We start from the raw sequence: 13,564 nt of genomic DNA, 5'->3' as shown, positions 1-13,564 counted from the left end.
CTACCACTGGGGCGGGCTGGCGATCGACCGGGCGAGCACGTCGTCCAGGACGCGGGCCGTGGCCGGTACGTCGAGCTGCGAGTTGTCGACGATGGGCAGCCCCGAGCCGTACCAGCCGGCCATCCGGCCGTGGATGCGGGCGACTTCCTCGTCGGTGAGGCGGCGGTTTCCGGAGCGCTCGGCGTTGCGCTCCAGGACTATCTCCAGGCCCGGGAGCAGGACGACCGGCAGCAGGCCGGGACCGACGTGCCGCTTCCAGCCGCCGAGGCCGACGACCGGGCGGTCCGGGAAGACGGCGTCGTCGAGGATGCAGGAGATGCCGTTGGCCAGGAAGTTCCGCGCGGCGAAGCCGCAGGTGCGGCGGGCCAGGCGGTACTGCGCCTCCGAATGATCGTTCCATCCCGACTGCGGGTCCGCGAAACCCGAGCGCACCCATTCGCGTACGTCGTCGAGGCTGATGTGCGCGGTGGGGACCCGGCGGTGGTCCGCCCAGTACTTGGCGACGCTGGTCTTTCCGGCGCCCGCAGGGCCGATGAGCAGCACCGCGAGCGTGGTGGCCGTGGCGTCGGACCCGCCTGTGGTGGGCGGCGGCGACGGCATCGCGACGGGGCCGCCCGGGGGCAGCTGCACATGCCCGGTCGTGTCCGGCGTGGGAGGCACGGGAGCGTGATGTGCGGGCTGCGCGGGGGCGCGGTGCGGCGGCATGTGCTGCGCTGCCTGGGTGGGAGGAACCCCGGGAGGCAAGGGCGCTCCGGTGAAACCGGGAGCAGGTGCGGGACCCGGGTGTCCCGGGTGTTGTCCGGCCGGTGACCAGTCGGCGACCGGTCCGTGCCCCGGCTGGTGGGGCGGCGGCAGCGGAGCCCCCACTGCGTGCTGCATCCGGTGCCACTCCGTCTCGTGTCTTCTGGCTCATTCGCCTCAGGGCCGCCTCAGCCGGTGTCGACAAGCCCGACCGTGCTCAGCCCTTCGGGCCTCCGCGCGCTCGCGCTCTCGACGCCGACGCGTCCCTTCGGCTCACTCGCGACAGGCAATGGGCGCTGGGCGAACGGGGCCTCGGTCCCGCTCGCTACCGAACGGTACCTTCCCCGGCCGCCGTTGTGTGAACGGCCGGGGAACGTGCGAAGTGCCCGTAGGCGAGGGGCAAAACGGGCCAAGGGTGGGCCCCTCGGGAGTTACCCGCCCAGCCCGCCGGGGGCCGTCACTCCCCGACTTCGCCGTACGCGGCGAGCAGCACGGCCGGGTCCGGCCCCTCCAGGACCGTCGGCTTGGCAAGCCCGTCGAGGACGATGAAGCGCAGCAGGTCGCCACGGGACTTCTTGTCGACCTTCATGTTCTGCAGGAGCTTGGGCCACTGGTCGTAGCGGTAGCTCAGCGGGAGACCCACGGACTCGAGAATCGTGCGGTGGCGGTCGGCGGTCGCGTCGTCCAACCGGCCCGCCAGACGGCCGAGTTCGGCGGCGAAGTGCATGCCGACGGAGACGGCCGCACCGTGCCGCCACTTGTAGCGCTCGTTCTTCTCGATGGCGTGCGCGAGGGTGTGCCCGTAGTTGAGGATCTCGCGCAGCCCGGACTCCTTGAGATCGCCGGAGACGACCTCGGCCTTCACCTTGATGGAGCGTTCGATGAGCTCGGCGGTGTGCGGGCCGGCCGGGGTGCGGGCGGCCCCCGGGTCCTCCTCGATCAGCTCCAGGATCACCGGGTCGGCGATGAAACCGGCCTTGATGATCTCCGCGAGCCCGGACACGAAGTCGTTGACCGGCAGCGAGTCGAGCGCGGCCAGGTCGCAGAGCACGCCCGCGGGCGGGTGGAAGGAGCCCACCAGGTTCTTGCCCTCGGCGGTGTTGATGCCGGTCTTGCCGCCGACCGCCGCGTCCACCATGGCGAGCACGGTGGTGGGGACGGCGATCCAGCGCACCCCGCGCAGCCAGGTCGCCGCGACGAAGCCGGCCAGGTCGGTGGTGGCACCGCCGCCGACGCCGACGATGACGTCGGTGCGGGTGAAGCCGGACTGGCCGAGGGCCTTCCAGCAGTAGGCAGCGACCTCGGCGGTCTTGGCCTCCTCCGCGTTCGGCACCTGGATGGCGACGGCCTCGAAGCCCTGTCCGGCCAGGTCGGCGCGGAGCGCCTCGCCGGTCTCGGCGAGCGCCTCGGGGTGGATCACCGCGACGCGCTTGGCCTTGTCGCCGATCAACCCGCCCAGCTCGCCGAGGAGTTGACGGCCGACCAGGACCTCGTAGGGGTCGGTGCCCGCGGTACCGCCGACCTGGATACGGGTCACTGCCTCGCTCATGCTTCCTTCAACTCCAGTGCGTCGAGGACCGCCTGGGCGACCTCTTCGGGGGTACGGCCGTCGGTCGCCACGACCGCGCGGGCGACTTCGGTGTACAGGTGGCGGCGCGCCTCCATCAGATCGCGCCACTGCCGGCGCGGGTTGACGGCGAGCAACGGCCTGGCGGCGTTGAGGCCGGTGCGCTTGACCGCCTCCTCGACGTCCATCGAGAGATAGACGACCCGGTGTCCGGCGAGCAGCGCGCGGGTGTCCTCGTCCAGGATCGCGCCGCCGCCGAGCGCGAGGACGCCGTCGTGCTCGGCGAGCGCCTTGTGCACGGCCAGCTTCTCGATCGCGCGGAAGACCGGCTCGCCCTCGTCGACGAAGATGTCGGCGATGGTGCGGCCCTGCTCGGCCACGATGTCGTCGTCCGTGTCCCGGTAGGCGCAGCCGAGCCGCTCGGCGACCAGCGCGCCCACCGTGGACTTGCCGACCCCCATCGGGCCGACGAGGACGACGCTCGGAGCGGTCACCGCACGACCAGGTTGTCGAGGTACGACTGGACGTTTCGGCGGGTCTCCGGGACGCTGTCGCCGCCGAACTTCTCGGCGACCGCGTCCGCGAGGACGAGCGCCACCATCGCCTCGGCGACGATGCCGGCGGCCGGGACCGCGCAGACGTCGGAGCGCTGGTGGTGGGCCTTGGCGGCCTCGCCGGTGGCGACGTCGATGGTGGCGAGCGCACGCGGCACGGTCGCGATCGGCTTCATCGCGGCGCGGACGCGCAGCAGCTCACCGGTGGTCAGCCCGCCCTCGGTGCCGCCGGAGCGCCCGGAGGTGCGCCGGATGCCGTCCTCGGTGTGGACGATCTCGTCGTGCGCCTGGGAGCCCGGCACCCGGGCCAGCTCGAAGCCGTCGCCGACCTCTACGCCCTTGATCGCCTGGATGCCCATGAGCGCCGCCGCGAGGCGGGCGTCGAGGCGACGGTCCCAGTGCACGTGCGAGCCGAGGCCCACCGGCACGCCGTACGCAAGGACCTCGACCACGCCGCCGAGCGTGTCGCCGTCCTTGTGCGCCTGATCGATCTCCGCGACCATCGCCTTCGACGCGTCGGCGTCGAGGCAGCGCACCGGGTCGGCGTCGAGCTTCTCGACGTCCGAGGGCCTCGGGTAGACGCCGTACGGCGCCTTCGCCGCGGCCAGCTCGACGACGTGCGAGACGATCTCGATCCCGGCCGTCTCCTTCAGGTACGAGCGGGCCACCGCGCCAAGGGCCACGCGGGCGGCGGTCTCCCGCGCGGAGGCGCGCTCCAGGATCGGCCGGGCCTCGTCGAAGCCGTACTTCTGCATGCCCGCGAGGTCGGCGTGGCCGGGCCGGGGCCGGGTCAGCGGGGCGTTGCGGGCCAGGTCGGCGAGGATCTCCGGGGCGACCGGGTCGGCCGCCATGACCTGCTCCCACTTGGGCCACTCGGTGTTGCCGACCATGACGGCCACCGGCGAGCCGAGGGTGAGGCCGTGCCGTACGCCGCCGAGGAAGGTGACCTCGTCGCGCTCGAACTTCATCCGGGCGCCGCGTCCATAGCCCAGGCGTCGCCGGGCGAGGTGGTCCGCCACCATCTCCGTGGTGATCGGCACGCCGGCGGGAAGGCCCTCCAGCGTCGCGACAAGTGCGGGACCGTGGGACTCCCCCGCGGTCAGCCAGCGCAACCTGCTCAACGGTGCTCCTCATGCTCGCGCCCTGGTACTGCTGCTGCGTACGCGCGTCCTCGCGTACGGCGACGGCGCGACCGCGTGCGCGGCCCTGGCCCGCCACCTCCGATCCTCCCACGTCCCGGCCCGGGATCCTGTCGCAGGTCCATCAGGCGGACGGACCTTGTCAGGTACCGCGGCCCGGTGTGCGCCTCGGCATCGCCTCAGCCACGCCGCCGGCGCCATGCCATGTCGAGCCGTCGCCGTCACGCCATTCGTGCCGCCGCGCTCTTGATCGCCTCGCGGATGCGGAAGTACGTGCCGCAGCGGCAGACGTTCGCGATCTCGTCGATGTCGGCGTCCGTGGGGTTCTTCGTGCGCTTCAGCAGGGCGACGGCGGCCATGATCTGACCGGGCTGGCAGTAGCCGCACTGGGCCACGTCCTGCTCCAGCCAGGCCTCCTGGACGGGGTGCAGCCGGTCCCCGTCCGCGAGGCCCTCGATGGTGGTGACCTCACGGCCCGCGGCCTCGGCGACCGGAACCACGCAGGGGCGCACCGCCTCGCCGTCGAGATGGCTGGTGCAGGCCTTGCAGACGTCGATGCCGCAGCCGTACTTGGGGCCGCGGACGCCGAGCAGATCACGCAGCGCCCAGAGCAGGGGCAGGTCGTCGGGGGCGTCGACGGTGACGGTCTTCCCGTTGACGTTGAAGGTGTGGGAGGGCATGGAAGCTCGTGCTCCTCAAGGCGAAGGGACGGCAGGCGGCAAGCGGGGGTCAGCGCGGGAAGGGGGTGAAGTCGACGTCGAAGTTCACGGGGAAGCTGCGCGGCTTGGTGCCGGTGGCCCGCGCGTAGGCGTTGGCGATGGCGCCCACGGCCGCCGGAACACCCAGCTCACCCGCACCGCCCGGCTCGTGGTCCGTCGGCAGGACGAAGATCCGTACGTCCTTCGGGGAGTCCTTCTGCCGTGCGTAGTGGAACTGCGAGTAGCTCGCTTCCAGCGGGAGACCCTTGTCGATGTGGAGCCCAGCCCGCAGCGTGGTGGAGATCGCGTCCGTGAGTCCGCCGAGCAGCTGTGCCTCCAGTCCACGCGGATTGACCGGCCGCCCCACGTCCGCCGCGATGACCGCCTTCGTCACCCGCGGCTTCCTGGGATCGGTGGCGTCGATCTCGACGAGGCAGGCGGTGCAGGACGTGTACTCGTCGTGGAACCCGACGCCTTGGGCCCAGCCGGACGGCAGGGTCCGCCCCCAGCCGCCCTCCTCGGCGACCTTGTCGAGCACGGCACGCTGCCGGTCCGTCTTGAGGAAGGAGCGCCGGAAGGCGACCGGATCCTGGCCGAGCTTCGCCGCCAGTTCGTCGACGACGATCTCCTCGGCGCCCCGTGTGTTGGCCGAGTACACCGAGCGCCACGATCCCGTGTGCATCTCCAACGGCACTTCGGTGAGCGCCTGGGTCGTGACACCGAAGTTGTACGGGGACTTCACCGTGGTCAGGAACAAGGTCTGCGCGAACGTCGCGTTGCCGAGGCCGGTGGGCAGTCCGGCAGCGGCGGCGGTGATCGCGTCCCCGAGGCCGTGCCGGAAGTCGGTCTCCACGGCGGCCACCTGGTGGACGAAGGTGAGGACCTGACCGGCGGCGTAGGTGGCGCGGACGCGGTGGTGGGTCGCGGGCCGCATCCGCCCGTGCCGTGTGTCGTCGATGCGCGACCACATCAGCCGTACCGGCCGGCCGCTCTTCTTGGACACCACGGCGGCCTCCAGGGCCGCGTCGTAGAACAGTCGGCGCCCGAAGGAGCCGCCCGACTGCACCACATGGACCTTGACCTTGCTCACCGGCAGCCCGATGGCCTGCGCGATGGCCGCCTGGGCGGCGATCGGCGACTTCATGCCCGACCAGATCTCGGCGCCGTCCGCCCGTACGTCCGCCACGGCGGAGTTGGTCTCCATCGGCGCGTGGCTGACGAACGCGAAGTCGAACTCGGCGTCCACCTTCTTCACCAGCAGCCCGAGCAGATCCAGGGACGGCGTCGCCGCCTTCAGCTTCGCCCGGATGTCGTCGTCCGAGAGCGCGTCGACGGTGCCGCCGCCCCAGGTGACGTCCAGGGCGTTCTTGCCGTCGAGTGCCTGACCGAAGGTCTCGGCGACCACGGCGACACCGGCGTCGATGACGACCACGTCGAGGACGCCGGGCATGGCACGTACGACTGCCTCGTTGTTGACCGACTTCACCGTGCCGTTGATGCTCGGGGGCCGGCGCACCATGCAGGGCTTGGCGCCGGGGACGTCGAGGTCGAGGGTGTACACCTGCCCGCCGGTGACCAGCGCGCGGGCGTCGATGCGAGAGGTGGGGGCGCCGACGAGGGTGTGCTCGGACTCCTTCTTGGGCGTGACGATCAGCGAGCCCAGGTCGAGGGAGGCGGCAGCCGTCGACAGCGTGCCGTAGGGGGCGGTGCGGCCGTCCGGTGCTGTCACCACTCCTTGACGGACCGTCAAGTCGTCGGCACTCAGGCCCCATTGCTTCGCGGCCGCGCCCACCATACGGGCCCGCGCGGCCGCTGCCGTGTGCCGTACGGGGTCGTACAGTGAACGGATGGAGTTGGAGCTGCCCGTCAGCTGGTTGAACAGCAACTCGGGGCGGGCGTCCTCCAGTTGCACGCGTACGCGGTCGAGCGGTGTGTCCAGCTCCTCAGCCACCAGCATGGCCACCGCCGTGGTCAGGCCCTGCCCGACCTCCTCCCGCGGCAGCCGGAAGTGCACGATGCCGTCCTCGTCCACGCTCAGAACCAGCATGCCCGCGGTGGGCTTGCCCGCCAGGATGAGCAGATCACCGAGGTCGACCAGATCGGCCGGTGCCGGCGGCGTGGGAATCGCCGCCTGAGCGGTGTCGGGGTCGACGGCGTCCAGACCGATCCTGGTCACAACGGCCAAGGCGGGCGCGGCCACCAGGTAGGTGAGGAAGGTGCGCCGGGCGTGTCCAGTCATGAGGGCTCCGTTCACGCGCCCGTCGCCGTCGTCGGGCCGCCGGGAGATCATTACCGGAGGTAAGCCCTCTGTTCAATAGAGCGTGCAGGATCCGCCCGTCAGCTGCACCTCACGTTCTCGAAACGACCTTCGCCGCCACATCCGTACAGGATTCGCCGGAATCATGCGCGGTGATACGAGGCTGCGTCGTGCGGGACATCGTGGACGGGAAATCGACGGTGAAGCAGCGGTCGGCCGTGGTCTCCGCCGGCCCGAACAGGGTCAGCGAACGGTGGTACACGCGGGAGAACTGCACGACGATCCACGTCCGCCCGCTCGCCGAACTCACCTCGTACAGCGCGCCGTTCCCCCGGCCGTTCGGCTGTCTGTGCCGACTAACGCGCCGCGAGCGCGTGCTCGCCCGCCTTCCGCATGGCGTCGAGCGGCGCCGGCGAACGCCCGGTCATCTGCTCGACCTGGAGCACCGCCTGGTGCACCAGCAGGTCGAGACCGCTGACCACGGCACCGCCGTACGCGGACCAGCGTGCGGCGAGGGCCGTGGGCCACGGGTCGTACAGCACGTCGAAGAGGGTCGCGGGCCGCTCCGGGACGGCGGCGGCGAGCACGTCCGTGGTACCGGCCGGGGTCGTGGCGATCACCAGCGGCGCCCGCAGCGCCTGCTCCGCGTGCGCCCAGTCCTCGGTCCGCACCTCGACGTCGAGCCGCTCGCCCCACTGCCGCATCTCGGCGGCGCGTGCCTCACTGCGGACGTAGGCGACGACCTCGCCGGTGCAGACTCGGGCGAGCGCGGCAAGCGCGGAGGAGGCGGTGGCGCCCGCGCCGAGGACGGCGGCGGAGTCCACCTCCTCGATCCCTCGCTCACGCAGGGCGGCGACCATCCCGGGGATGTCCGTGTTGTCGCCCACGCGTCGGCCGTCCTCGGTGAACACCACCGTGTTGACCGCCTCGACCGAGGCCGCCGTGTCGGTGATCTCGTCGAGCAGCGGAATCACCGCGCGCTTGAGCGGCATGGTCAACGACAGCCCGGCCCACTCCGGCCCGAGTTCGCCGAAGAACCCGGGCAGCGCCTCCTCGTCGACCTCGAAACGGTCGTACGACCAGTCGCTGAGACCCAGTTCCGCGTACGCGGCCCGGTGCAGCACCGGGGACAGCGAGTGCGCGATGGGGGAACCCAGGACAGCGGCCCGACGGGCGTCAGTTCTTGCCCGAGCTGTCATTGAATTTTTCCTTGAGCTTCTGGAATTCGGCGTAGGTCTTGGCGAATTCGGTGTTGTCCTGGCCGTCGGTCGCCACGAAGTAGATCCAGCCCTCGTCCGTCGGGTTGAGCGCAGCCCGCAACGCTTCGTCACCCGGGTTTCCGATCGGGCCGGGCGGCAGACCCTTGCGCGTGTACGTGTTGTACGGGTCCTTGTTGCTGTTGATCTCCGACTCGCTGATGTTGATGTTGCTCTGCTTCTTCAGGTAGTTGAAGGTCGAGTCGAACTGCAGCAGCCGGTTGGTCTCCGTGTTGGTCGGCTTCAGGCGGTTGTAGACGACCTCGGCCATCTTGCGGAAGTCATCGTGCGTCTTGCCCTCGGCCTGGACCAGGCTCGCGACCGTGACCAGTTGGAACGGGCTGTCCAGGTTGAGCGCCTTGGCCTTCGCCTTGAGGTTCAGCTCCGTGTACCTCTGGTTGGCCTGACTCACCATCTTCTTCAGGACGTCCTCGGGCTTCATGCCCTTGGCGGCCGGATACGTGGCCGGGTAGAGGAACCCTTCCAACGGATCCTTGACGTACTTGTTTGCGGTCGCCCAGTCCGGTAGTCCGAGGTTCTTGTATTCCTTCTGGGCCACCTTGCTGGTGGTGCCGCCACGGAGTGCGAGTTTCTTGTCGATAGCCGCGTAGACCGCGGAGTTACGCTCTCCCTCACTGATCGTGAGGTTGTTCTGACTCTTGGGATCGAGCATCCACTTCACGGCGCTCGCGGCGGACATCTCCTTCTTCATGGTGTACGCGCCGGCCTGAATGGAACCCGAATTGGAATTCTGGGTGAACGCCGACACGAACGCGTCGACGCTCTTGACGACGCCGGCATCCCTCATGAGGCGCCCGATCTCCGCGCCGCCCGCCCCCTTGGGCACCTGGACGTTCACGTTCTCGCCGGTGCCGTTGCCCGCGAAGTCCGGAGCCGGGCCAAAACGATTCTGGTAGAACTGATACCCGAAATATCCGACTCCGCCGAGCCCGCCTACGAAGACCAGCACGACCACCAGGCAAGCGCAGCCGCTGCGGCGTTTCTTGCTCTTGGTGCCACCCTTGCCGCGCCGGTCACCACGGCCGCGACCGGCCTGCGGATCGTCGTCGTCGAAGTCGTCGTCATCGTCGCCACCACCGGCGAAAAAGGCGTGTTCGCCCTGGTCGGGACCTGGATCCCAGTCCGTCTCCGGCTCGGGTTCGGCGCGCCGACGAGCGGGCGGCTCCGGCGGCGGGTAGGCGTCGGGGGTGCCGTAGAAGTCGGGCTGCTCGCCGTTGTACTGGCCCGCGTAGGGATCGGCCGGATCAGCGGCGTAGGGCACATGCGGGTGTGTCCCCGTGCTCCAGCCGCCGTCGTTGTACTGCTGCTGCCCCTGACCGCCGTACTGCTGTTGTCCTTGGTCGACGTACTGCTGCTGCCCCTGGCCGTTGTACTGGTGCTGCGCCTGGTCCACGTACGGCGGGTGCCCCTGACCGGGGAAGTGCGGCTGGCCCTGGTTCTGGTACTGCTGCTGGCCCTGGTTCTGGTACTGCTGCTGGCCCTGGTTGTGATACTGCTGCTGGCCCTGGCCATAGGCGCTCTGCGGGCCCGTGCCCCAGTCGCCGTGCTGCGCCTGCTGCTGTTGCGGCTGCTGCGGATGGTGCTGCGGCTGGCCGCCGTAGGGGGACTGGCCGTCGGCAGCCTGTCCTCCCCATCCGCCGTCCCCGTACAACGGGTCCTCCGGATGCCACGGTTCGGAGCCTGGGCCCCGGCCATACTCAGTCATCGATCCCCTACGAGCCGCGAGGCGGTGGCTGCTGGCGCTTGTGGCACGGCTCCCGTCCGCCTCTTTGCTGTGCGGCGGCTGTTCGAACACCGCCGCATCGCGCGGAACGTTACCGTATCGCGATCAGATGACCACTTCGACGCCCTCGCCGGGAGACGTACCTGACACCCGTTCGGATTCCAGGGCCTGCTGCAGAATGATAACGGCGGCCGCCTGGTCGATCACCGACCTGCCCTTCTTGGACTTCACGCCCGAGGCCCGCAGTCCCTGGCTGGCCGTCACTGTGGTCATCCTCTCGTCCACGAGCCGCACCGGAACGGGGGCGATTCCCCGGGCGAGCTCCTGGGCGAAGGCGCGGACCTTGACCGCGGCCGGGCCCTCGCCCCCCTTGAGGGAGCGGGGGAGTCCGACGACGACCTCGATCGGCTCGTACTCCTCGACGAGTTGCCTCAGCCGACGATGGGCGGCCGGGATGTCACGCCCCGGGACCGTCTCCACCGGTGTCGCGAGGATCCCGTCGGGGTCGCAGGAGGCGACCCCGATACGGGCGTCCCCGACGTCGATGGCGAGACGACGTCCTCTACGCATGTCCCCGAGCCTTACTTGGCCGTCTCGGCGACCAGGCGCTCGACCGCGTCGATGGCCTCGCCGATGGCGGCCGGGTTCTGGCCGCCGCCCTGAGCGACGTCCGGCTTGCCGCCACCGCCGCCGCCGAGGGTCTTGGCAGCCGTGCGGACCAGGTCACCGGCCTTGAGGCCGCGCTCGCGGGCGGCGTCGTTGGTGGCGATGACCGTGAGCGGCTTGCCATTGGCCACGGTGAACAGGGCGACGACGGCCGGCCGGCCGCCCTGGATGCGGCCGCGCACGTCGAGGACCAGCTTGCGCAGGTCGTCGGCGGTGGTGCCGTCCGGGACCTGGCCGGTGACCAGGGCCACGCCGTGCACGTCCTTGGCGGACTCGACGAGACCGCCGGCGGCCTGCAGAACCTTCTCCGCGCGGAACTTCTCGATCTCCTTCTCGGCGTCCTTCAGCTTGCCGAGCATGGCGGAGATCTTCTCCGGGAGCTCCTCCGGGCGGCCCTTGACCAGCTCCTGGAGCTGGGCGACGACCGTGTGCTCGCGGGCCAGGAAGTTGTAGGCGTCGACGCCGACCAGGGCTTCGATGCGGCGGACGCCGGAGCCGATCGACGACTCGCCGAGCAGCTTCACCAGGCCGAGCTGGGCGGTGTTGTGGACGTGCGTGCCGCCGCACAGCTCCTTGGAGAAGTCGCCGATGGTGACGACGCGGACCCGCTCGCCGTACTTCTCGCCGAACTCGGCGATGGCGCCCTGCTTCTTGGCCTCGTCGATGCTCATGATCTCGGCCTGGACGTCCAGGTCGCGGGCGAGCACCTCGTTGATCTGCTGCTCGACGTCGGTCATCACGGCCGTCGGTACGGCGGACGGGGAGCCGAAGTCGAAGCGGAAGCGGCCGGGCTGGTTCTCCGAACCGGCCTGGGCGGCCGTCGGGCCGAGGGCGTCGCGCAGGGCCTGGTGGGTGAGGTGCGTGGCCGAGTGGGCGCGGGCGATGGACTTGCGACGGCGTACGTCGATGGAGGCCTGGGCCTTGGCGCCGACGGTGACCTCGCCGACCTGGACGACGCCCTTGTGGACGTACACCCCGGGGACCGGCTTCTGGCAGTCGCGGATCTCGACGATGGCACCGGTGTCCACCTTGATGCGGCCGGTGTCGCCGATCTGACCGCCGCCCTCGGCGTAGAACGGGGTGCGGTCGAGGACGATCTCGACCTCGTCGCCCTCGGTGGCGGCGGGCGACGAGACACCGTCGACCAGGATGCCGACGATCGTCGACTCGCCCTCGGTGCGGTCGTAGCCGATGAAGTCGGTCTCACCGGCGGCGTCGGCGATCTGCCGGTAGGCGCCGAGGTCGGCGTGTCCGGTCTTCTTGGCCCGGGCGTCGGCCTTGGCCTGGTCCCGCTGCTGCTTCATCAGGCGCCTGAAGCCGTCCTCGTCCACCGAGAGGCCCTGTTCGGCGGCCATTTCGAGGGTGAGGTCGATCGGGAAGCCCCACGTGTCGTGGAGCAGGAAGGCCTTGTCGCCGGCGAGGACCGTGCCGCCGGACTCCTTGGTGTCCGTGATGGCCGTGTCGAGGATGTTCGTGCCGGCCTTCAGCGTCTTGAGGAAGGCGGCCTCCTCGGCGAGGGCCACGGTCTCGATGCGCTGCCGGTCGGTGACGAGTTCCGGGTACTGCTGGCCCATCATCTCGATCACGACGTCGATGAGGTCCTTGACGACCGGACCGGTGGCACCGAGCAGGCGCATGTTGCGGATGGCGCGGCGCATGATGCGGCGCAGCACGTAGCCGCGGCCCTCGTTGCCGGGAGTCACGCCGTCGCCGATGAGCATCACGGACGTGCGCATGTGGTCGGTGACCACGCGCAGCGAGACGTCGGAGTCGTGGGCGGCGCCGTACTCGACACCCGTCAGCTCGGTGGCCTTCTTGATGACGGCCATGGAGGTGTCGATCTCGTACATGTTCTGCACGCCCTGCAGAATCATCGCGAGGCGTTCCATGCCGAGACCGGTGTCGATGTTCTTGCTGGGCAGCTCGCCGAGGATCTCGAAGTCCTCCTTCGAGGTGCCCTCGCCGCGCTCGTACTGCATGAAGACCAGGTTCCAGATCTCCACGTACCGCTCGTCGTTGACGGCCGGGCCGCCCTCGACGCCGAACTCGGGGCCGCGGTCGTAGTTGATCTCGGAACACGGGCCGCAGGGGCCCGGGACGCCCATGGACCAGTAGTTGTCCTTCTTGCCGAGGCGCTGGATGCGCTCGGCCGGGACGCCGATCTTGTCGCGCCAGATGGTCTCGGCCTCGTCGTCGTCGAGGTAGACCGTGATCCACAGACGCTCGGGGTCGAGCCCGTAACCACCCTTGTCCTGGGGCGTGGTGAGCAGCTCCCAGGCGTAGGTGATGGCGCCTTCCTTGAAGTAGTCGCCGAAGGAGAAGTTGCCGCACATCTGGAAGAACGTGCCGTGCCGGGTGGTCTTGCCGACCTCTTCGATGTCGGGCGTGCGCACGCACTTCTGCACGCTGGTGGCGCGCGACCACGGCGGCTTGACCTCGCCGAGGAAGTACGGCTTGAAGGGGACCATGCCGGCAGGGACCAGGAGCAGAGTCGGGTCGTCCGCGATGAGCGACGCCGAAGGGACAACGGTGTGACCGCGCTCCTCGTAGAAGCTCAACCAGCGGCGACGAATCTCGGCCGACTCCATCAGTGGTCCTCATTCCGGTTGTACGAGTACGTCGACCTCTCGACGTACGTCGGGTTCTTGCTGTACTTCGGGTTGTCGCTGTTCTCGATGGCGGCGACGCGCCGCGGGGCGGGCAGCTCGGGATGGGTGTTGAGCCCGAGCGCCTCGTCGAGTTCGGCCTCCCGCTGGGCCATGCCTTCGCGGACGTCGAGCGCGAAGTCCTTGAGCCGGTGGCCCGCCTCGATCGCCTTGTTCGCGGCCTGTGCCGCGAGGCTTTCGGGGGTCAGCTGCTTGAGCTTGCGGTTGACCTTGGTGGTGGCCCACACACCCGCGGCTGCGCCGGCGGTGAACCAGAACGTACGGCGGAACATCGCT

12 protein-coding genes are annotated in these 13,564 nt (G+C 70.0%); all 12 read right to left on the bottom strand.

Annotation, left to right across the window (positions count from 1 at the left end):
* A complete protein-coding gene (locus IEY95_RS23265; RefSeq protein WP_189188031.1) occupies positions 1–879 on the bottom strand; it encodes a Pro-rich N-terminal domain-containing protein in 879 nt (292 codons plus the stop codon).
* A gap of 319 nt (positions 880–1,198) precedes the next feature.
* Positions 1,199–2,290 carry a 3-dehydroquinate synthase gene (aroB, locus tag IEY95_RS23260; protein WP_189188030.1) on the bottom strand — a complete coding sequence of 364 codons (1,092 nt, stop codon included), beginning with the start codon at positions 2,288–2,290 and terminating at the stop codon, positions 1,199–1,201.
* Positions 2,287–2,769, bottom strand: coding sequence for a shikimate kinase (locus IEY95_RS23255; RefSeq protein ID WP_189188151.1), 483 nt, complete (start codon positions 2,767–2,769; stop codon positions 2,287–2,289). The genes aroB and IEY95_RS23255 overlap by 4 nt, the downstream gene beginning before the upstream one ends.
* A gap of 29 nt (positions 2,770–2,798) precedes the next feature.
* Positions 2,799–3,983, bottom strand: coding sequence for a chorismate synthase (gene aroC, locus IEY95_RS23250; RefSeq protein ID WP_189188029.1), 1,185 nt, complete (start codon positions 3,981–3,983; stop codon positions 2,799–2,801).
* Between the two features lie 239 nt (positions 3,984–4,222).
* On the bottom strand, positions 4,223–4,681 hold the full coding sequence (locus IEY95_RS23245) for a (2Fe-2S)-binding protein (protein WP_189188028.1): 459 nt from the start codon (positions 4,679–4,681) through the stop codon (positions 4,223–4,225).
* A gap of 49 nt (positions 4,682–4,730) precedes the next feature.
* Positions 4,731–6,938: a xanthine dehydrogenase family protein molybdopterin-binding subunit gene (locus tag IEY95_RS23240; protein WP_189188027.1), complete on the bottom strand. Its 2,208-nt coding sequence runs from the start codon at positions 6,936–6,938 to the stop codon at positions 4,731–4,733.
* A gap of 109 nt (positions 6,939–7,047) precedes the next feature.
* On the bottom strand, positions 7,048–7,233 hold the full coding sequence (locus IEY95_RS23235) for a hypothetical protein (protein WP_189188026.1): 186 nt from the start codon (positions 7,231–7,233) through the stop codon (positions 7,048–7,050).
* A 79-nt stretch (positions 7,234–7,312) separates the two neighbouring features.
* On the bottom strand, positions 7,313–8,155 hold the full coding sequence (locus tag IEY95_RS23230) for a shikimate dehydrogenase (protein WP_189188025.1): 843 nt from the start codon (positions 8,153–8,155) through the stop codon (positions 7,313–7,315).
* A complete protein-coding gene (gene mltG / locus IEY95_RS23225) occupies positions 8,133–9,938 on the bottom strand; it encodes an endolytic transglycosylase MltG (RefSeq protein ID WP_189188024.1) in 1,806 nt (601 codons plus the stop codon). The genes IEY95_RS23230 and mltG overlap by 23 nt, the downstream gene beginning before the upstream one ends.
* A gap of 123 nt (positions 9,939–10,061) precedes the next feature.
* Positions 10,062–10,526, bottom strand: coding sequence for a Holliday junction resolvase RuvX (gene ruvX, locus IEY95_RS23220; RefSeq protein ID WP_189188023.1), 465 nt, complete (start codon positions 10,524–10,526; stop codon positions 10,062–10,064).
* 11 nt (positions 10,527–10,537) lie between these two features.
* Complete coding sequence (alaS, locus tag IEY95_RS23215; RefSeq protein WP_189188022.1) at positions 10,538–13,210, bottom strand: alanine--tRNA ligase; 2,673 nt, start codon at positions 13,208–13,210, stop codon at positions 10,538–10,540.
* Positions 13,210–13,560 (bottom strand): DUF6167 family protein, encoded by a 351-nt coding sequence (locus tag IEY95_RS23210; protein ID WP_189188021.1) that lies wholly within the window; start codon positions 13,558–13,560, stop codon positions 13,210–13,212. Before IEY95_RS23210 ends, alaS begins: the two co-directional genes overlap by 1 nt.
* Positions 13,561–13,564: the final 4 nt, after the last annotated feature.

Origin of the sequence: Streptomyces albiflavescens, from assembly GCF_014645835.1 — a bacterium.
GTDB lineage: Bacteria > Actinomycetota > Actinomycetes > Streptomycetales > Streptomycetaceae > Streptomyces > Streptomyces albiflavescens.
This window is presented reverse-complemented; position numbering and strand designations above follow the sequence as displayed.

What these genes read in the sequence shown, in the direction of transcription:
- IEY95_RS23265 (WP_189188031.1), bottom strand. Translation starts at nt 879, where the DNA reads ATGCAGCACGCAGTGGGGGCTCCGCTGCCGCCGCCCCACCAGCCGGGG.
- aroB (WP_189188030.1), bottom strand. Translation starts at nt 2,290, where the DNA reads ATGAGCGAGGCAGTGACCCGTATCCAGGTCGGCGGTACCGCGGGCACC.
- IEY95_RS23255 (WP_189188151.1), bottom strand. Translation starts at nt 2,769, where the DNA reads ATGGGGGTCGGCAAGTCCACGGTGGGCGCGCTGGTCGCCGAGCGGCTC.
- IEY95_RS23245 (WP_189188028.1), bottom strand. Translation starts at nt 4,681, where the DNA reads ATGCCCTCCCACACCTTCAACGTCAACGGGAAGACCGTCACCGTCGAC.
- IEY95_RS23240 (WP_189188027.1), bottom strand. Translation starts at nt 6,938, where the DNA reads ATGACTGGACACGCCCGGCGCACCTTCCTCACCTACCTGGTGGCCGCG.
- IEY95_RS23230 (WP_189188025.1), bottom strand. Translation starts at nt 8,155, where the DNA reads ATGACAGCTCGGGCAAGAACTGACGCCCGTCGGGCCGCTGTCCTGGGT.
- mltG (WP_189188024.1), bottom strand. Translation starts at nt 9,938, where the DNA reads ATGACTGAGTATGGCCGGGGCCCAGGCTCCGAACCGTGGCATCCGGAG.
- ruvX (WP_189188023.1), bottom strand. Translation starts at nt 10,526, where the DNA reads ATGCGTAGAGGACGTCGTCTCGCCATCGACGTCGGGGACGCCCGTATC.
- alaS (WP_189188022.1), bottom strand. Translation starts at nt 13,210, where the DNA reads ATGGAGTCGGCCGAGATTCGTCGCCGCTGGTTGAGCTTCTACGAGGAG.
- IEY95_RS23210 (WP_189188021.1), bottom strand. Translation starts at nt 13,560, where the DNA reads ATGTTCCGCCGTACGTTCTGGTTCACCGCCGGCGCAGCCGCGGGTGTG.